This is a genomic window from Pseudomonas sp. BN411, from assembly GCF_029871235.1.
Classification (GTDB): domain Bacteria; phylum Pseudomonadota; class Gammaproteobacteria; order Pseudomonadales; family Pseudomonadaceae; genus Metapseudomonas.
In genome coordinates this window covers 54,336-71,500 of the sequence record NZ_SSOM01000069.1, presented here as the reverse complement: position 1 = coordinate 71,500, position 17,165 = coordinate 54,336, and the positions used below count along the sequence as shown (strand labels likewise).

Annotated in this window: 16 protein-coding genes and 1 pseudogene; 3 read left to right on the top strand and 14 right to left on the bottom strand. The window is 66.3% G+C overall.

What is annotated here, in order from left to right; all coding sequences use genetic code 11:
* Positions 1 to 84: 84 nt before the first annotated feature.
* Positions 85 to 1,353 (top strand): outer membrane protein transport protein, encoded by a 1,269-nt coding sequence (locus E8F06_RS16035; RefSeq protein ID WP_280368989.1) that lies wholly within the window; start codon positions 85 to 87, stop codon positions 1,351 to 1,353.
* Between the two features lie 55 nt (positions 1,354 to 1,408).
* On the opposite strand, the gene E8F06_RS16030 is transcribed toward E8F06_RS16035, so the two are convergent.
* From E8F06_RS16030 to E8F06_RS16020, 3 genes and pseudogenes are all read right to left on the bottom strand, one after another.
* Positions 1,409 to 1,963, bottom strand: coding sequence for a redoxin domain-containing protein (locus tag E8F06_RS16030; protein ID WP_280368987.1), 555 nt, complete (start codon positions 1,961 to 1,963; stop codon positions 1,409 to 1,411).
* Between the two features lie 171 nt (positions 1,964 to 2,134).
* Positions 2,135 to 3,339: pseudogene (locus E8F06_RS16025) on the bottom strand (MFS transporter).
* Positions 3,340 to 3,382: 43 nt separating this feature from the next.
* A complete protein-coding gene (locus E8F06_RS16020) occupies positions 3,383 to 3,796 on the bottom strand; it encodes a MarR family winged helix-turn-helix transcriptional regulator (protein ID WP_280368985.1) in 414 nt (137 codons plus the stop codon).
* 172 nt (positions 3,797 to 3,968) lie between these two features.
* On the opposite strand from E8F06_RS16020, the gene E8F06_RS16015 reads away from it, so the two are divergent.
* Both E8F06_RS16015 and E8F06_RS16010 read left to right on the top strand, forming a co-directional pair.
* Entirely contained in the window at positions 3,969 to 5,786 is a 1,818-nt protein-coding gene (locus E8F06_RS16015) for an acyl-CoA dehydrogenase C-terminal domain-containing protein (protein ID WP_280368983.1), read from the top strand.
* Between the two features lie 76 nt (positions 5,787 to 5,862).
* On the top strand, positions 5,863 to 6,237 hold the full coding sequence (locus E8F06_RS16010; protein ID WP_348532258.1) for an endonuclease domain-containing protein: 375 nt from the start codon (positions 5,863 to 5,865) through the stop codon (positions 6,235 to 6,237).
* A gap of 136 nt (positions 6,238 to 6,373) precedes the next feature.
* Here the strand turns inward: E8F06_RS16010 and E8F06_RS16005 are convergent, their stop codons facing one another.
* From E8F06_RS16005 to btuB, 11 genes are all read right to left on the bottom strand, one after another.
* Positions 6,374 to 7,105, bottom strand: a complete 732-nt coding sequence (locus tag E8F06_RS16005) for an adenosylcobinamide-GDP ribazoletransferase (protein WP_280368979.1) — start codon at positions 7,103 to 7,105, stop codon at positions 6,374 to 6,376.
* Complete coding sequence (gene cobC / locus E8F06_RS16000) at positions 7,102 to 7,668, bottom strand: alpha-ribazole phosphatase family protein (protein ID WP_280368977.1); 567 nt, start codon at positions 7,666 to 7,668, stop codon at positions 7,102 to 7,104. The genes E8F06_RS16005 and cobC overlap by 4 nt, the downstream gene beginning before the upstream one ends.
* Positions 7,665 to 8,723, bottom strand: coding sequence for a nicotinate-nucleotide--dimethylbenzimidazole phosphoribosyltransferase (cobT, locus tag E8F06_RS15995; protein ID WP_280368975.1), 1,059 nt, complete (start codon positions 8,721 to 8,723; stop codon positions 7,665 to 7,667). Before cobT ends, cobC begins: the two co-directional genes overlap by 4 nt.
* Entirely contained in the window at positions 8,720 to 9,241 is a 522-nt protein-coding gene (gene cobU, locus E8F06_RS15990) for a bifunctional adenosylcobinamide kinase/adenosylcobinamide-phosphate guanylyltransferase (protein WP_280368973.1), read from the bottom strand. Before cobU ends, cobT begins: the two co-directional genes overlap by 4 nt.
* Positions 9,242 to 9,328: 87 nt before the next feature.
* Positions 9,329 to 10,786: a cobyric acid synthase gene (locus E8F06_RS15985; protein WP_280368971.1), complete on the bottom strand. Its 1,458-nt coding sequence runs from the start codon at positions 10,784 to 10,786 to the stop codon at positions 9,329 to 9,331.
* Positions 10,783 to 11,775 carry a threonine-phosphate decarboxylase CobD gene (gene cobD / locus E8F06_RS15980; protein ID WP_280368969.1) on the bottom strand — a complete coding sequence of 331 codons (993 nt, stop codon included), beginning with the start codon at positions 11,773 to 11,775 and terminating at the stop codon, positions 10,783 to 10,785. The genes E8F06_RS15985 and cobD overlap by 4 nt, the downstream gene beginning before the upstream one ends.
* Positions 11,768 to 12,676, bottom strand: a complete 909-nt coding sequence (cbiB, locus tag E8F06_RS15975; RefSeq protein ID WP_280368967.1) for an adenosylcobinamide-phosphate synthase CbiB — start codon at positions 12,674 to 12,676, stop codon at positions 11,768 to 11,770. The genes cobD and cbiB overlap by 8 nt, the downstream gene beginning before the upstream one ends.
* Positions 12,673 to 13,323: a 5,6-dimethylbenzimidazole synthase gene (gene bluB, locus E8F06_RS15970; RefSeq protein WP_280368964.1), complete on the bottom strand. Its 651-nt coding sequence runs from the start codon at positions 13,321 to 13,323 to the stop codon at positions 12,673 to 12,675. Before bluB ends, cbiB begins: the two co-directional genes overlap by 4 nt.
* Positions 13,320 to 14,609: a cobyrinate a,c-diamide synthase gene (locus E8F06_RS15965; RefSeq protein ID WP_280368962.1), complete on the bottom strand. Its 1,290-nt coding sequence runs from the start codon at positions 14,607 to 14,609 to the stop codon at positions 13,320 to 13,322. Before E8F06_RS15965 ends, bluB begins: the two co-directional genes overlap by 4 nt.
* Positions 14,609 to 15,220 (bottom strand): cob(I)yrinic acid a,c-diamide adenosyltransferase, encoded by a 612-nt coding sequence (gene cobO, locus E8F06_RS15960; protein ID WP_280368960.1) that lies wholly within the window; start codon positions 15,218 to 15,220, stop codon positions 14,609 to 14,611. The genes E8F06_RS15965 and cobO overlap by 1 nt, the downstream gene beginning before the upstream one ends.
* Positions 15,221 to 15,233: 13 nt before the next feature.
* The gene (btuB, locus tag E8F06_RS15955; RefSeq protein WP_280368959.1) at positions 15,234 to 17,156 is read right to left on the bottom strand and encodes a TonB-dependent vitamin B12 receptor; all 1,923 of its coding nucleotides are present in this window, start codon (positions 17,154 to 17,156) and stop codon (positions 15,234 to 15,236) included.
* Positions 17,157 to 17,165: the final 9 nt, after the last annotated feature.

The following is a 17,165-nucleotide window of genomic DNA, read 5'->3' as shown; positions in this document are numbered from 1 at the left end:
AATTCGCCGAAAACAGCCAAGCTGGAAAGGCCTCCTGAATCCTGTTAGCGTGCCGGCCTTTGCACCACCGCTCAGGAGTTCACCGTGATAAGCAGAGTCTTCAAGACCGCCCTCGCCCTGGCCGTCAGCGCCGCTTCCAGCTACAGCCTGGCCGCTGGCTTTGCCCTCAACGAGCAAAGCGTCAGCGGCATGGGTACCGCCTTCGCCGGCCGTTCGTCCTCCGCCGATGACGCCACCACCGTGTACGGCAACCCCGCCGGCATGGCCCGCATCAAGCGCGAGCAGGTGAGCGTCGGCGCCGCCGCCATCTTCGCCAGGACCGACATCGACGATGCCCGCGGCACCTTCGGCGGCAGCAACGACGGCGACATGGTTCCCACCGTGGGCGTACCGATGGGTTATTACGTCAAGCCGATCGACGACAAATGGTCCTTCGGTCTCGGCATGTACGTGCCCTTCGGCCTGATCACCGACTACGAAACCGGCTTCGCCGGCCGTTATTACGGCGACAAGAGCGAAGTGCGCGTGATCACCCTGCAGCCCACGGTCAGCTACCGCATCAACGACCAGCTGTCGGTCGGCTTCGGCCCCACCATCAACCGTATCGACGGTGAACTGACTTCCGCGGTCCTCAACCCGCTGTCCCCGGGCCGCAACGACGGCAAGGTGAAGGTCAAGGGCGATGACACCGCAGTGGGCTTCAACGCCGGCGTGCTCTTCGAGCTGGACGCACGCACCCGCTTCGGCCTGACCTACCACTCCAAGGTGGATTACAAGCTGAAAGGCGACACCACCGTTTCCGGCAGCGGCCCGGTACTGGGCAGTTCCGCAGGTAAGTACGACGCCTCCCTGGAGCTGGAAACCCCGGAATCGGTCGACTTCTCCGTCACCCACGACCTGAACGACAGCTGGACCCTCTACGCCGGCAGCACCTGGACCCGCTGGAGCCGCCTGGAAGAGATCAAAGTGGAGAACGAAGGCGTTCGCGGCCTGCTGGCCCCGGCCCTCGGCACCATCACCGAAGAACAGGACTGGCGTGACACCTGGTCCTATGCCGTCGGCGCCGCCTACAAGCTGAACCAGCAGTGGGTCCTGCGTGCCGGCCTGGCCTACGACCAGTCCCCGGCCCGCAACGAGTTCCGTTCGCCGCGCATCCCCACTGACGACCGCAAGATCTTCAGCCTGGGTGCCGCCTGGAGCCCGAACGACGACGTGACCGTCGATGTCGCCTACTCCTACCTGAAGGAAGAAGACACCGACATCAACCAGGTCAACGCCAGCAAGGGGGCCTATCGCGCCACCTACAAGAACAGCGCCCACGGCCTGGGTGCGCAGCTGACCTATCGTTTCTGATCAGTCAGCAGGAAAAACAAAGCCCGGACGAGTCCGGGCTTTTTTTGCCTGTCGATCAGGGTTGGCTCGCCAGCGCCTGCTCCACCGCCTTCAGCAGGTCGGGGTCATCCGGCTTGGTCAGGCTGGAAAAGTGGGCGATCACCTTGCCCTGGCGGTCCACCACGTATTTGTAGAAGTTCCAGCGCGGCGTCTGCCCGGACTGGGCGATCAGCTCCTTGTAGAGCGGTGTCGCCTCGTCGCCCGTGACGTGCTGAGGCTGGGTCATGGCGAAGGTCACGCCGTAGTTCACGTAGCAGACCTTGGCGGTCTCCTCGTTGGAGGCGGCCTCCTGCTTGAAGTCGTCCGAAGGCACGCCCAGCACTTCGAGCCCCTGGTCCTTGTAGCGCTTGTAGAGCGCCTCCAGGCCCTTGAACTGCGGGGTGAAACCGCAATGGCTGGCGGTGTTGACCACCACCAGCGGCTTGCCGGCGAAGCGCTGGCAGAGATCGATGGTGTTCTTGGAGCGGAGTTGCGGCAGGTTGTGCTGCAACAGCGAAGGACACTCGGCGGCCATGGCCTGGCCGCCGAACAGGGCCAGCAGCGACAGTGACAGGATGGGCAAGGCTTTCATGGCGGGCTCCGGCGCAGATCGAGTTATCTGACTACGCTACCGCCGGGCAGGCCGACTAGCAATTGAATCCCAACTGCATCAGTGCCAATCCGCCTTGCTGCCAGCCCCACCAGCCGAGGGCCAGCAGCAGGCCGGCCGCCAAGGCGCCGAGGATCCAGCCCAGGCGCAGACTCATGCCGTCCCGACGGGCTGCAGGCGCGCTACCGGCTGCTCGCGCACCGGCCAGTTCAGCACCGCTGCCATCAGACTGAGGAAGATGGATATCTGCCATACCAGTTCGTAACTGCCCGTGTGGTCATAGAGATAGCCCCCCAGCCAGCCGCCGAGGAAGGCGCCCAACTGGTGGAACAGGAAAACGATACCACCGAGCATGGACAGGTTGCGCACGCCGAACAGGGTTGCGACGGTGCCGTTGGTCAGGGGAACGGTGGACAGCCACAGCAGCCCCATGGCCATGCCGAAGGCGTAGGCGCTCCAGATGGTCAGCGGCGAATAGACGAAGGCCACGATCACCACGCCGCGCAGCAGGTACAGCGCGGTGAGCAGCTTCGGCTTGGCATGGCGGCCGCCGAGCCAGCCGGCGATATAGGTGCCGAACACGTTGAACAGCCCCACCAGCGCCAGCACCGTGGTGCCCACCGAAGCCGGCAGATGCTGGTCCACCAGATAGGCTGGCAGGTGCACACCAATGAACACCACCTGGAAGCCGCAGACGAAGAAGCCCAGGGCCAGCAGCCAGAAGCCCGAATGACCGGTGGCTTCGCGCAGCGCCTCGACCAGGCTCTGTTCATGGGCCTGCGGCGGCGGCGGGTTGTCCTTGAGCAGCCCCACCAGCGGCACGATCAGCGCCACCAGCAGCCCCAGCGCCAGCAGTGCGGAAGACCAGCCGAGCCAGCTGATCAGGCCGAGGGTGCCGGGCAGCATGGCGAACTGGCCGAAGGAACCGGCAGCCGCGGCGATGCCCATGGCCATGCTGCGCTTCTCCATCGGCACGGCACGCCCCACCACGCCGAGATCACCGAGAACGAAGTGCCCGACAGTCCGATACCGATGAACAGGCCGGCGCTGATCGACAGCGACAGGGCCGAATCGGAGAAGCCCATCAGCACCAGCCCCAGGGTGTAGAGCACGCCGCCGACGATCACCGTCTTAGCCGCGCCGAAGCGGTCGGCCAGGGCACCGGTGAAGGGCTGCGCCAGGCCCCAGATGAGGTTCTGCAAGGCGATGGCGAAGGCGAACACTTCCCTGCCCCAGCCGAACTCGCTGCTCATGGGCGCCAGGAACAGGCCGAAGCCGTGGCGAATGCCCAGCGACAACGCCAGGATCAGCGACGCCCCCAGGAGAACCCAGCCACTCGTACGCCATACCGAAGTCATAGAAAATCCTTTGCGGGTATATACCCGTATTCCAGCGAAAATATCAGTCGATTTGTTCCAGATTATCCAGCAGCGCCATCAGCTCTGCCCGCTTCTCCAGTCCCATGCGTTGCCCCAGCTGTACCTGCACCTGCTCCCAGGCCTGCAGCGCCTCGTCCAGGCAGGCGCGCCCGGCCGGCGTCAGGGAAACCAGGCGATTGCGCTGGTCCTCGCCACCTTCCAGATGCACCAGCTCCCTGGCCTCCAGCACCTTGAGGTTGCGCCCCAGCGTGCTGCGATCCAGCCCCAGCGCTTCGGCCAGGCTGGTGATGCTCGGCTGGTCCAGACGGGCCAGGTTCTTCAGCAGCGAATACTGGGCGACATTCACCCCAACACCAGCGAGGGCGTCGTCGTAGAGCCGGGTCACGTTACGGGTGGCACGGCGCAGCTTGGTACAGAGGCATTGGGTCGGCAACATGGATGCGTGTATATACCCGCATCAACCGGGACGTCAATCGAAGGCTGCGTACGAACGATGGCCGGACACCCGCCGATTGTCCCAAGTGCCAGACGAAGCCGTTGCCGCTGCCAAGGCTCCCGCCCCGTCCGACCTCGTATAAACCGGGCCATCAACGCACGCCGAGGTCACCATGCCCAGCTACAAAGCCCCGCTGCGCGACATGCGCTTCCTGCTCAATGAAGTCTTCGACTTTCCCGCCCACTATCGCGCCCTGGCCAACGGTGGCGAGGCCACGCCGGATATGGTCGAAGCCATCCTCGGCGAATGCGCACGGCTCTGCGAGGAAGTGATCGCCCCGCTCTACCACACTGGCGACGAGGAAGGCTGCCACCTGGAGAACGGCGAAGTACGCACGCCCAAGGGCTTCAAGGAAGCCTACGACGCCTATGTAGCCGGTGGCTGGCAAGGCCTGTCGCACCCGGTGGAGTACGGTGGTCAGGGCCTGCCCATGAGCTTGGGCGCACTGAAGCAGGAAATGCTCGGCACCGCCAACTGGCCGTTTTCCATGTACCCCGGCCTCTCCCTGGGCGCCATGAACACCCTGATGCAGCACGGCACCGAAGAGCAGAAGCAGACCTACCTGGTCCCCCTGACCGAAGGCCGCTGGGGCGGCACCATGTGCCTTACCGAACCCCAGTGCGGCACCGACCTGGGCCAGGTGAAGACCCGTGCCGAGGCCAACCTCGATGGCAGCTATGCCCTGACTGGCACCAAGATCTTCATCTCCTCCGGCGAGCACGACCTGACCGAGAACATCGTGCACATCGTCCTCGCCCGCCTGCCGGACGCGCCCAAGGGCACCCGTGGCATCTCCCTGTTCATCGTGCCCAAATTCCTCCCCGCCGACGGCGGCCTCGGTCCTCGCAACGGCGTAAGCTGCGGCGCGCTGGAGAAGAAGATGGGCATCAAGGCCTCCAGCACCTGCGTGATGAACTTCGACGGCGCCACCGGTTTTCTCATCGGCCCGCCGAACAAGGGCCTGGAATGCATGTTCACCTTCATGAACAGCGCCCGCATCGGCACCGCCATCCAGGGCGTGGCCACCGCCGAACTGGCCTACCAGGGCGCCCTCGCTTACGCCCGCGAACGCCGCTCCATGCGCGCCCTGTCCGGCACCAAGGAGCCCGGCTCGGTGGCCGACCCGCTGATGGTCCACGGTGACGTGCGGCGCATGTTGCTGACTCAGAAAGCCGTGGCCGAAGGCGGCCGCGCACTGGTCTACCTCGCCACTCAATACGCCGACCGCATGATCGAAGGCATCCTGCACAAGGACGAGCAGCAATGCGCCCACTGGGACGACAAGCTCGGCTTCCTCACCCCTATCCTCAAGGGCTGCCTGACCGAACTGGGCCTGGAAAGCGCGAACATTGGCATGCAGGTATTCGGCGGCCACGGCTACATCCGCGAGCACGGTATGGAACAGATCGTCCGCGACGCGCGCATCGCCACCCTCTACGAAGGCACCACCGGCATCCAGGCCCTCGACCTGCTGGGCCGCAAGGTGCTGCTGATGACCCAGGGCAAGGCCGTGCGCGACTTCACCGGTCAGATCGCCCGCTTCGCCGTGGACCTGCTGAAAACCGAACCCGCCATGCGCGGCCGCGCCCTGGTGCTGCTGAAACTTGCGGCCGAGTGGAACTGGCTGACCCTGCGCATCGCCCTGCGCGCCCGCAAGGACCGCGACCTGGTCAGCACCGCCAGCCACGACTTCCTGATGTACTCCGGCTACGCCGCGCTGGCCTATTCCTGGGCCCTGCAGGAGCGCGCGGCTCGCGTGCGGCTGCGCGAAGGCGGCACGGAATCCACCGACTTCTACCGCGCCAAACTGGCCACCAGCGACTTCTACTTCGCCCGCCTGCTACCCCGCGCCAAAGGGCACGCGGCGGCGATGCTGAAGCCGACGGGGTCGGTGATGGGGCTGGCGAGTGAGCATTTTGTGTTTGAGTAGATCGGGGGAGTCGCGGGGGGCTTTCGGACCAATCCGAATGGAGATGCGCTGACAATCGAGCTTTTGCCAGGCAGGGATGCTTATGGAAAAGCACGCGTTTGCGCGTCAACTCAGGGCTGGCCAGACAGAGGCCGAGAGATTGCTATGGCAACGGCTACGGAGCCGACAGTTGCTCGGATTGAAGTTTCGGCGGCAGCGCCCCTTAGGGCGCTATGTCGTCGACTTCATCTGCTTTGAGCGAATGCTGATTGTGGAACTGGATGGCGGACAGCACTTGGAGAGCGACAGGGACCAGGCGCGTGACGATTGGCTGAGAAGCAAAGGATTTCGGGTTCTGCGCTTCTGGAATCATGATGTCTTTCTGCAGACGGAGCCCGTCATGGAAGCGATCCGCCAGGCAGCTGAGGAAGCATTTCCCGGCAATCCCCTCACCCCCGGCCCCTCTCCCTGAAGAGGAGAGGGGTGACTCGCGCCTGACGTTTTCGAGTTGGCCGGCAACTCGGTGTTGGGCCAAGCACAGGAATTGCTCAAGGCACGGACAAGCTCCCCTCTCCCTTTCAGGGAGAGGGGCTGGGGGTGAGGGCAGTTCAGGCTAACAACGCCACAACTACCAACACCCCCACCTCCACAATCTCCACCATCGCCCCCGCCGTATCCCCGGTCGTTCCCCCCAGCCGCTGGATGAACCGACCACGCAACCAGCCGGACAACACCAGCGCCATCACCAACGCAATCCACGCCACCCAACCGAGCACCAGCATCACCACCGCCTGCCCACCCAACCACAGCGGAAGTTCCCGGCGCGGCAGGTGTTCGGCCAGCGCCTGGCCCAGGCCGCCGGGACGCACGTATGGGGTAGTGAGGAACAGCAGCGGCAGCATCCCCCGCGCCAGCCAGGGCGCCAGCAGCAGGGGCAGCCACTGCCCTGCCTGCAGCAACGCCGCCAGCGCGGCGAACTTGAGCAACAGCACCACCACCAGTACGACCACGGCGATGGGTCCGCTGCGGGGGTCTTTCATGATGGTCAGGGTGCGTTCGCGATCACCGTAGCCGCCCACCCAGGCATCCGCCGTATCGGCCAGGCCGTCCAGATGCAGGCCACCGGACAATCCCACCCAGAGCGCCAGCAGCAATGCCGACGACAGCAGGACCGGACGGCCGTCCAACAGCCAGGCGCCTGCCAGCAGCAGCGCACCGATCAGCACGCCTACCAGCGGATACCAGAGCAGCGAGCGGCCGATCTGCCGGGGCTCAGGCATGCCCGGCAGGCGCACAGGCAGACGGGTGAGGAACTGCAGGGCGATCAGCAGCGGCGTCATGGGCGTTCCCGCAGGCCGTGTTCGTCGAAGGCCAGATGGAACAGCTCGCCGTGGGCGACTTCCACCTGCATCAGCTGGCTACGCGGCAGTTGCCGGGCGCGGGCCACCAGGATGCGGATCACCCCGCCGTGGGTGACCAGCAGCACCCGCTTGCCGGCGAAGCGTTCCCGCAGGCGCTCGCCGGCCGCCAGCACCCGTGTTTCGAAATCCAGTAGGGTTTCGCCGTCCGGCGGCGTGTAGCTGTAGGGGTCGTTCCAGAACAGCCCCAGGCCTTCGGCGTGATCCTCCATGAGCTGCGCCGCGCTACGGCCCTCCCACTGGCCGAAGTGCAGTTCGCGCAGGTCGGCATCGAAACTCAGCGGCAGGCCGAGGCGCGCTTCGAGCTCGCGGGCGAAGGCAGCGCAGCGCTGCAAAGGCGAGCTCACCAACACATCCCAGGGGCCCGCACCATCGATGCCGGCGCGCATCTGCGCCCAGCCGGTTTCGGTCAGGGCGTCGTCCAGGCTGCCGCGAAAGCCGCCGCCCAGCTCGGTTTCACCGTGGCGCAGGAGGTCGAGTTTCATGCCGGGCGGTCCGACACGGAAGCTTCGGCGAACGTGGCCATGCCGCCGTGCAGGTCACAGGCCAGGCGCAGCAGCGGCAGGGCGATGGCCGCACCGCTGCCTTCGCCCAGGCGCAGGCCCAGGTCCAGAAGCGGCTGTGCTTCCAGCGCTTCGAGCACAGCGACATGACCGGGCTCGGCGGAACGATGGGAGAACAGCAGCCACTCGCGGCACGCGGGGTTCAGGCGCACGGCACAAAGCGCCGCCACGCTGCAGATGAAACCATCCACCAAGGCTGGCAGGCCCAACTGGGCGCAGGCGAGGTAGGCGCCGGTCAACGCCGCCACCTCGAAGCCGCCAAGGCGGCGCAGGGTTTCCTGCGGGCTGTCACAGTCCTTCCGGTGCAAGGCCAGGGCGTGCTCTATCACCTGGATCTTGTGCGCCACGCCCTTGCCATCCAGCCCGGTGCCGGGGCCGGCCAGCGCGGTGGCCGGCAGCTCCAGCAGGGCACAGGCCAGGGCACTGGCGGTGGTGGTGTTGCCGATGCCCATCTCGCCGCCGACATAGAGGTCGGCACGGGCGCCCAGGGCGCGCTCGACGCTCGAACGCCCCGCCTGCAGGGCAATCAGGCACTGTGCGGCGGTCATCGCCGGCTCACGGGCGAAGTTCGCCGTACCGGCCCCGACATGTAGGTGCAGCACACCTGGCAGCGGTTCCAGCGGCAGTGCGGTGCCCAGGTCCACCAGTTCCAGGGTGGCGCCGAGGCTTTTGGCCAACACGCTGATGGCGGCGCCGCCTCGGACGAAGTTGCGCAGCATCTCGCCGGTCACTGCCTGCGGATAGGCGGACACGCCCTCCTCCACCACACCGTGGTCGCCGGCGAATACGGCGAACCAGGGACGGTCGACAGCGGGCCGTTCACGCCCTTGCTGGGCAGCCAGGGTGATGGCCAGGTCTTCCAGTTGGCCGAGTGCGCCGCGGGGCTTGGTCAGCTGGTCCTGGCGGGCCTGGGCCTTGGCGCGGGCCACCGGATCGAGCGGCTGGCAGGGCGCCTGCCACCAATGCAGTGAAGTCATAGGGGGTCTCCCTTGAGAGTCATGGGCAGGCCGGCGACGGTGAAGATCACCCGCTCGCTGCGTTCGGCCAGGGCCTGGTGCAGCCAGCCGGCCTCGTCGACATAGCGACGGGTCAGCTCACCAAGGGGCACGACGCCCAGGCCGGTTTCATTGCTGACCAGCAGTACGCGGCCGGGCAGCGTGGCGATGCAGCCGAGCAGCGCCTCGCGCTCCTCGTCCAGCCGCGCCGGGTCGTCCAGCATCAGCAGGTTGGTCAGCCAGAGGGTCAGGCAGTCCACCAGCAGGCAGGTATCGGCAGCGGCGTCTTCGCGCAGCACGCGGGCGAGTTCCACGGGTTCTTCCACCAAGCCCCAGTGCTCGGGGCGGCGGGCGCGGTGATGCGCCACCCGCGCGCTCATCTCGCCGTCCAGCGGCTGGCTGGTGGCGATGTAGACGACCTTGAGGCCGCTTTCAGCTGCCAGCTTCTCTGCCAGCCGGCTCTTGCCGGAGCGGGCTCCGCCGAGGATGAGTTCAGGCATCGGTAAACCTCGTGGGTCGCAGGGCACGCCCGTGGGAGCCAGCTTGCTGGCGAAGGGTGGTCCGAAGGTTCGCCAGCAAGCTGGCTCCTACAGAGAGAGTCCGCACAGTGATCGCAGCCTCCCGGTATCCAGGTGCTGCTCCACCTGATCGGCCAGACGGTCGATATCGCGTTCGCGTAGTGCGTTGTAGTCCACCGTTTGGACAGCGGCGAGACCGGCCCAGCGAAGGATGGCGGCACTGGCGGTGGAGGATTCGAACAGTCCATGCAGGTAAGTGCCCAGGACCTGGCCGTCGGCACTGCGTGCACCATCGCTGCGGCCGCCGTCCAGCACGACCATGGGCGTTTCGAGGCCAATCCCGGTGGTGACGCCGGCATGGATCTCGTAGCCACTCACTTTCGCGCCATCCGGCAGCAGGTGACCAGAGACATTTCGCAGCTGCTTCTCCGGCTCCAACACGGTATCCACGTCCAGCAGGGCGAGACCGGCGCTCTCCCCTGCCGGGCCTTCCAGGCCGTGGGGATCGGCGATGCTGCGGCCAAGCATCTGGTAGCCGCCACAGATGCCCAGCACCTTGCCGCCGTAGCGCAGGTGGCGCTGCAGGGCCTGGTCCCAGCCGTGTTCGCGCAGCCGCGCAAGGTCGGCGCGCACGCTCTTGGAGCCGGGCAGGATGATCAGGTCCGTCGGCGGAATGGGCTGGCCGGGGGCGACGAAGCTGAGCTGCACCTGCGGATGCAGGCGCAGGGGATCGAAGTCGGTGTGGTTGCTGATGCGCGGCAGCACCGGCACCGCCACCCGCAGCAGTTCGCCGGACTTGGCGGCCTGGCGCAGGTCAATGGCGTCCTCGGCTTCCAGGTGGAAGTCGGTGAGATAGGGCAGCACGCCCAGCACCGGTTTGCCAGTGCGCTGTTCCAGCCAATCCAGCCCCGGCCTGAGCAGCGCGATGTCGCCCCTGAAGCGGTTGATGACGAAGCCCTTCACCCGTGCCTGCTCGCTTTCCGAGAGGAGTTCCAGGGTGCCCACAAGATGGGCGAAGACGCCGCCGCGGTCGATATCAGCCACCAGGATCACCGGGCAGTCCACCGCCTCGGCGAACCCCATGTTGGCGATGTCGTTGGCCCGCAGGTTGATCTCCGCGGGCGAGCCGGCGCCCTCGACCATGACCACGGAATACTGGCCGCAAAGGCGCTGGTGGGACTCCAGCACCGCCGCCATCGCGACCTTCTTGTAGTCGTGGTAGGCGGCGGCATTCATGCTGGTGACGGCGCGGCCGTGGATGATCACCTGGGCGCCGATATCCGTATTGGGCTTGAGCAGCACCGGGTTCATGTCGGTGTGCGGCGCCAGAGCACACGCCTGGGCCTGAACCGCCTGGGCGCGGCCGATCTCGCCACCGTCGGCGGTCACCGCGCTGTTCAGCGCCATGTTCTGCGGTTTGAAGGGTGCCACTGCCACACCCTGGCGCTTGAGCCATCGGCACAGCGCCGTCACCAGGGTGCTCTTGCCGGCGTCGGAGGTGGTGCCCTGCACCATCAGGGTGGTCATGGACGCTCCTTGGAGTAATCGATCAAGACCCGGCCCAGCCGCTCCCAGCCGGCCTCGTCCGGCGGCAGGCCGAAGCGCAGGCTGGGCGGTGCTTCGAACAACCGGGTGAGGATGCCGCGAGCAGCGAGAAATTCGTGCAGGGCCCGCGCGTCGTCACGCAGCAGACGCTGGAACAATGCGGTGCCACCGTTGGCTGGCAGGCCGCAGTCGCGCAACAGGCTCTCCAGGCGCTGGCCGTCCCGCAGCAGGGTTTCCCGCTGCCGGGCCTGGCCCGACTGATCCTCGAGCAGGGCCTTGGCCAGTGCGCGCGCCGGGCCGCTCACCGTCCAGGGGCCGAGCCACTCTTCGAGCCGCTGCAGCAGCTGCGGCTCGGCCAGTACGAAGCCCAGGCGGATACCCGCCAGGCCGAAGAACTTGCCGAAGGAACGCAGCACCACCAGCCCCGGCAACGGGCAATCACCCGCCAGGCTTTCCTGCGGCGTGCAGTCCATGAAGGCTTCGTCCACCAGCAGCCAGCCGCCCTTCCCCTCCAGCCGCACCCGCCACTCCAGCAGGGTCTGCCGGTCAAGGCGCTGACCGGTGGGGTTGTTGGGGTTGACCACCAGCAGCACGTCGAATCGTTCCAGTTCGCGCTCGGCGGTTTCCGCATCCAGCGCTTCCAGCTCGTGACCCTCGCGGCGCCAGGCATGAGCGTGCTCGGCGTAGCACGGCGAGATCACCCCTACCCGGCTGCGCTCACGCAGGCGCGGCAAGGCCTGGATCGCTGCCTGGGAACCGGCCACTGGCAGCAGGGATGCACAGCCGTAATAGCGGCGGGCCGCCTCTTCCAGGCCATCGTCCAGTTCGGGCAGGCGCGCCCAGGCGGCTGCCGGAATGGCCGGCAAGTCCCAGCCATAGGGCGCGATGCCGGTAGAGAGATCGAGCCAGTCAGCCTCGGCTATGCCGTAGCGCCGCGCCGCTGCGCGCAACCGTCCGCCATGTTCAAGCAAGGAACCAGCCTCCGATGATCAGTGCCGCCAACCAGAGCATCACGCCCTGCCGCACCAGGTCCATGGCGCGACTGATGTCTTGTGCCCGGGCCGCCGGGCCTTCGCCCAGCACCGGTCGTTTATGCAACTCGCCGTGGTAGACGGCAGGTCCGCCCAGGGCCACGCCCAGGGCGCCGGCACCAGCGGCCATCACCGGACCGGCGTTGGGGCTGTCCCACTGCGGTGCCTGGCGGCGCCAGCAGCGCAGGGCCAGGGCGGTCTTGCCGAGCAGCGCGTAGGTCAGTGCCACCAGACGGGCCGGGATGTAGTTGAGCACGTCGTCGATGCGCGCCGCCGCCCAGCCGAAGCGCTCGAAGCGCTCGTTGCGGTAGCCCCACATGGCATCGAGGGTGTTGGACAGCCGATAGAGCACCACGCCCGGGGCGCCGGCCACGGCGAACCAGAACAGCGCGGCGAACACCGCATCGCTGCCGTTCTCCAGCACCGACTCGGTGGCGGCGCGGGCCACGGCGGATTCGTCCAGCTCGCGGGTTTCGCGGCTGACCATGTAACCCACGCGCTTGCGTGCTTCCGGCAGGTCGCCCGTTTGCAGGGCGTTGGCCACGGGCTCGGCATGTTCGTTCAGGCTGCGCAGGCCGATGGCGGCATAGAGGGCGATCACCCCCACGAGCCAGCCAATGTAAGGCAGCGCCGAGAGCAGCCAGGCGCCTACAGTCAGCGGCAGCACCGCCAGTACCCAGGCGCTCACGCCATGGCTACGCCAGCCACGGCCGCCCGGATTGAAGCGGCGCTCCAGGCGGTTGGCGAACTTGCCGAAGGCCACCAGCGGGTGCCAGCCCTTCGGCTCGCCGAACAGGGCGTCCAGCGCCACCGCGCCGAGGGTGAACAATCCCAGACTCATGGACGCTGCCCCCAATGGTTCTCGAACACCAGCTCGGCCAGCGGACGTGGCTGGGCCCAACCTTCGAGCGCAAGCATGGGCGCTGGGTAGAACTCAGTCACCGGCCCCAGGCAGAGCACCGCCAGGGGCTTGCTGCCCTCGGGCATCCCCAGCAGTTCGGCCAGGGCCGCAGGATCGAACAGGGACACCCAGCCCATCCCCAGGCCTTCGGCGCGGGCCGCCAGCCAGAGGTTCTGGATGGCGCAGGAAAGCGACGCGAGGTCCATTTCCGGCAGAGTGCGGCGACCGAACACATGGGCTTCGCGACCATCCATCAGGGCCGCCACCAGCAGTTCAGCGCAGTCGCGGATACCTTCCACCTTGAGCCGCATGAATTCGTCGGAGCGTTCGCCCAGGGCTTCGGCGGTGCGTACCCGCTCGGCTTCCACCAGGGCATGAATGTTTTCCCGCAACTCATTGGCGGTGACGCGGATAAAACGCCAGGGCTGCATCAGCCCCACGCTGGGCGCCTGGTGGGCCGCCTCCAGCAAGCGCGCAAGCAGCTCGGGGGCTACCTCGCCGCCGCTGAAGTGGCGCATGTCGCGGCGCTCGGCGATGGCCCGGTAGACCGCTGCGCGCTCATCCGGGCTGAAGGCGTGTTCGCTCATGGTCGGAACAGCTCCACGGCCGCCCGGGGATTGGACGGCAGGTAGAAGTGAATGTAGGAGGCGGTCAGCCGGCCGCTGCGGAACACTGCCTCGGCCACCGGTTTGTCATTCGGGCAGAGGCCGCGAACCAGGGGTTCCAGCGGTGAATCCAGCAACGAATGGTGGAAGGTGTGACCACGCAGATTGCCTTCCGGCAGCGGTGCTTCCTGCAGGGCCAGCGCCGCCAGGCGCTTCTGCATGGTGGCGCGGCCGGAGAGCAGACCAACCAGTTTGGCGCTTTCTCCGCTCGCGTCGGTCAGGGCGTCGAGCAGGTAGAGCATGCCGCCGCACTCGGCGAGGATCGGCTTGCCGGCCCCATGGTGCGCGCGGATGGCCTCGGCCATGGCGCGGTTGCCTTCCAGCTGGCGCAGATGCAGTTCGGGATATCCGCCGGGCAGGTAAAGGCTGTCCACCTCGGGCAGGTGCTCATCGGCCAGCGGCGAGAAGTACACCAGCTCGGCGCCCAGTCGCTGCAGCAGGTCGAGGTTGCCCTGATAGAGGAAGGCGAAGGAGGTATCCCGCGCAACGCCAATGCGCACACCGGCCAGCTCTTCACCGACCGCCTGAACCTCGGGCGCGGCGAAGCTCACAGCCGGCGGCAAGGCTACTTCGGCGCTGGCGGCCAGGGCATCGGCGGCGGCGTCGAGGCGCGCGTCCAGGTCCGCCAGTTCTTCGGCCTGTACCAGGCCCAGGTGACGGCTGGGCAGCTCCACTTCCGCGCTGCGCGGCAGGGCGCCGTACCAGCGAATCCAGTCCGGCAGGCTGTCGCGGATCAAGTCGCTATGACGCTGGCTGCCAACACGATTACCGAGCACGCCGGCAAAGGGCAGGTCCGGCTGGTAAGTGGCCAGGCCCACGGCCAGGGCGCCGAAGGTCTGGGCCATGGCGGCGCCATTGATCACGCCGAGTACCGGTACACCAAAGTGGCGCGCCAGGTCAGCGGCCGAGGGAGAGCCGTCGAACAGCCCCATCACGCCCTCGATCAGGATCAGGTCCGCCTCCCCCGCCGCCTCCCAGAGCAGGCGGCGGCTTTCCGCCTCGCCCACCATCCACAGGTCCAACTGGTAGACCGGAGCCCCGGATGCTCGGGCAAGGATCATCGGGTCGAGGAAGTCCGGTCCGCACTTGAACACCCGCACGCGCTTGCCCTGGCGGGCGTGCAGGCGGGCCAGGGCGGCAGTGACGGTGGTCTTGCCCTGGCCGGAGGCGGGTGCGGCGATCAGCAGTGCGGGGCAGGAGCGCGACATCAGAACTCCACGCCCTTCTGGGCTTTCACACCGGACTTGAAGGCGTGCTTGACCAGGGTCATTTCGGTGACGGTGTCGGCGGCGTCGATCAGCCCCTGGGGCGCGCCACGGCCGGTGGCGACCACGTGCTGGTGCTCGGGGCGGGACTCGATGTCCCGCAGGACGTCGTCCAGTTCCAGGTAGCCGTGCTTGAGGGCGATATTCAGCTCATCCAGTACCACCAGGCCTACTTGCGGATCGTCCAGCAGGCCACGGGCCACGGCCCAGGCAGCGCGTGCTTTCTCGATGTCGCGCTGGCGGTCCTGGGTGTCCCAGGTGTAGCCCTCGCCCATTACGTGGTAGCTGACTTCTTCAGGGAAGCGGCGGAAGAAGTTCTCTTCGCCCGTGGACATGCCGCCCTTGATGAACTGCACCACGCCGACCTTGAGGCCGTGGCCGAGGGCACGGGCGACCATGCCGAAGGCCGAGCTGCTCTTGCCCTTGCCATTGCCGGTGTGCACCAGCAGCAGGCCGTACTCATCCTGGGCCTGGGCGATCTTCTCGTCGATCACGGCCTTCTTGCGTTGCATGCGGGCCTTGTGGCGGGTGTCGCGGTCGGCGGATTCGGTCATCAGATGTTCCTCGTCACAGAGCTTGGTAACGGACGGTGAAAAACACTGCCTGCCCCGGCTGGTTGAAGTCCAGCGCGGTTTCGTAGTCGGCGTTCAACAGGTTGGTCACCTTGGCTTGCAGGCGCCATTCCTCGGTCAGCCAGTATTCGCCACGCAGGTCGACGGTGGCATAGCCGGCCAGGCGGTCGTCGTTTTCCACGTCGTCGAAGCGCCGCCCTTCGGCATGCAGGGTCGCGCCGAGGCCGAAGCGCCCAATGCGGCGATCGAGGTCCAGGTTGAAGACTTCGCGGGCGCGGCGCGGCAGTTCATTGCCGTGATTGTCGTCGTGGGCGCGGTTCTCGGTATCGAGAAGGGTCGCGTTGGCCTGCCAGTCCCAGCCCAGCCAATGGCTGCCGAGCACCAGTTCGATGCCGTCGATGCGTGCCTTGCCGATGTTGGTTGGGCCTCCGCGGGGTTTACCGCTCCAGCTTTCAATTGGGCCGTAGCTGGGATCGTGGACGATCAAATCATCCACAAGGCTGCGGAAACCATTGACGGACCAATTCCCCCAAACATGCGTGCCTGAAATTGAGACTTCGTAAGTTTCGGATGTCTCGGCATCCAGACTTGGATTGCCGTAGTTTGGGAAATACAACTCGTTGAATGTGGGTGCCTTGAAGGCTGTGCCATAGCTCATGCCAAATCGGAGTGAGTCGGAAAGCGCATATCCCCACGCAGCATTGCCAGTGTCGTGAGTGCCGAACTGTTCGTTATCGTCGCGACGTAATGCCAGTTGCCAGTCTTGCCGACCATGCTCTCCCAAATACTGGATAAACCAGCCTCTATTGAATCGGGAGTCCTTGTCAAAGACCTCGGAACTGCTCACCTCGTCACGCTGCCAGTCGTATCCAAGGGTCAAGACATGCCCCTCGGCTAACGTCAAATCGTTCAGCCAGGAGGCCGAGCTCCGCTTGGAATCGAAACGTGACGAGAAGAGGCCGCCCATCTCTTCGCGAGAACGATCCTCGCTCTGACCGGCCTGCAGGGTCACCTCCCATGGCTCGATCGGGCTATAACGGGCACGCCCACCGATGACCCGTTGTTCATTATCGGCGTTAGTACTCAAACCTCCCCCCGGATAGAAGGAGGCGACCCGGTCATAGTCATTATGGCCTTGAGAGCGAAGCAGAGTGCCATCGAGCTCCCAACCATTTTCGAAGCGATAGCCACCTCGCAAAGTGTTGGACAAGTTGCGGTAACCATCGGAATCAGGTTCGTGGTAGCTGCTGCGCGAGTCGAGCGCATCGATACCGTCGGTGTCCAGACTACTGACACCCAGGCTGTACCAGGCTTTGTCATCACCGCCGGCCACGCCGGCGCTTCCCTCGTAACTGTCATGGGTGCCGTAGCCGGCGGAAAACCAGGGCTTGGCGCGCCCGACTACCCCACCCTTGCGGGTGAAAATCTGGATCACGCCGCCGATGGCTTCAGAGCCGTAAAGGCTTGAACGCGGACCGCGAACCACTTCAATGCGGTCAATCAGTTCCACCGGCAGGTCTTGGAATGCGGTAATGCCCAAACTAACCGAGCCCACCTTGACGCCGTCTATCAGCACCAGCACGTGATCCGATTCGGTGCCGCGCATGAACAGTGTGGTGGTCTTGCCCGGCCCGCCGTTGTTGCTGAGGGTCACGCCCGGCACCCTGCGCAGAAGCTCGGGCACCGAGCGGGCCTGGCTGCGCTCGATCTCTTCGCGTTCGATCACGGTGCTGGCGGCCAGGCTGGCGCGCACCGGCCGTTCGCTACGGTTCGCGGTGACCACCTGTTCGTCCAGCGTCAGGGGCGCGGCGGCCAGGAAGGGGGAAATGGAAGTACCGCCGAGCAGCGCAAGCGCCGCCGGCCTGAAGACAGGCTTGCGAATCAAGGTTGGATCTCCGTCGTGCCACCCGCGCGACATCTCAGTGGG

Excerpts from the sequence above, each read along its gene's own strand:
- cobU (WP_280368973.1), bottom strand. The coding sequence starts at position 9,241 with ATGCCTGAACTCATCCTCGGCGGAGCCCGCTCCGGCAAGAGCCGGCTG.
- E8F06_RS15985 (WP_280368971.1), bottom strand. The coding sequence starts at position 10,786 with ATGACCACCCTGATGGTGCAGGGCACCACCTCCGACGCCGGCAAGAGC.
- bluB (WP_280368964.1), bottom strand. The coding sequence starts at position 13,323 with ATGAGCGAACACGCCTTCAGCCCGGATGAGCGCGCAGCGGTCTACCGG.
- btuB (WP_280368959.1), bottom strand. The coding sequence starts at position 17,156 with ATGTCGCGCGGGTGGCACGACGGAGATCCAACCTTGATTCGCAAGCCT.
- cobC (WP_280368977.1), bottom strand. The coding sequence starts at position 7,668 with ATGAAACTCGACCTCCTGCGCCACGGTGAAACCGAGCTGGGCGGCGGC.
- E8F06_RS16010 (WP_348532258.1), top strand. The coding sequence starts at position 5,863 with ATGCTTATGGAAAAGCACGCGTTTGCGCGTCAACTCAGGGCTGGCCAG.
- cobT (WP_280368975.1), bottom strand. The coding sequence starts at position 8,723 with ATGACTTCACTGCATTGGTGGCAGGCGCCCTGCCAGCCGCTCGATCCG.
- E8F06_RS16005 (WP_280368979.1), bottom strand. The coding sequence starts at position 7,105 with ATGACGCCGCTGCTGATCGCCCTGCAGTTCCTCACCCGTCTGCCTGTG.
- E8F06_RS16015 (WP_280368983.1), top strand. The coding sequence starts at position 3,969 with ATGCCCAGCTACAAAGCCCCGCTGCGCGACATGCGCTTCCTGCTCAAT.
- E8F06_RS16030 (WP_280368987.1), bottom strand. The coding sequence starts at position 1,963 with ATGAAAGCCTTGCCCATCCTGTCACTGTCGCTGCTGGCCCTGTTCGGC.
- cbiB (WP_280368967.1), bottom strand. The coding sequence starts at position 12,676 with ATGAGTCTGGGATTGTTCACCCTCGGCGCGGTGGCGCTGGACGCCCTG.
- cobO (WP_280368960.1), bottom strand. The coding sequence starts at position 15,220 with ATGACCGAATCCGCCGACCGCGACACCCGCCACAAGGCCCGCATGCAA.
- E8F06_RS16020 (WP_280368985.1), bottom strand. The coding sequence starts at position 3,796 with ATGTTGCCGACCCAATGCCTCTGTACCAAGCTGCGCCGTGCCACCCGT.
- E8F06_RS15965 (WP_280368962.1), bottom strand. The coding sequence starts at position 14,609 with ATGTCGCGCTCCTGCCCCGCACTGCTGATCGCCGCACCCGCCTCCGGC.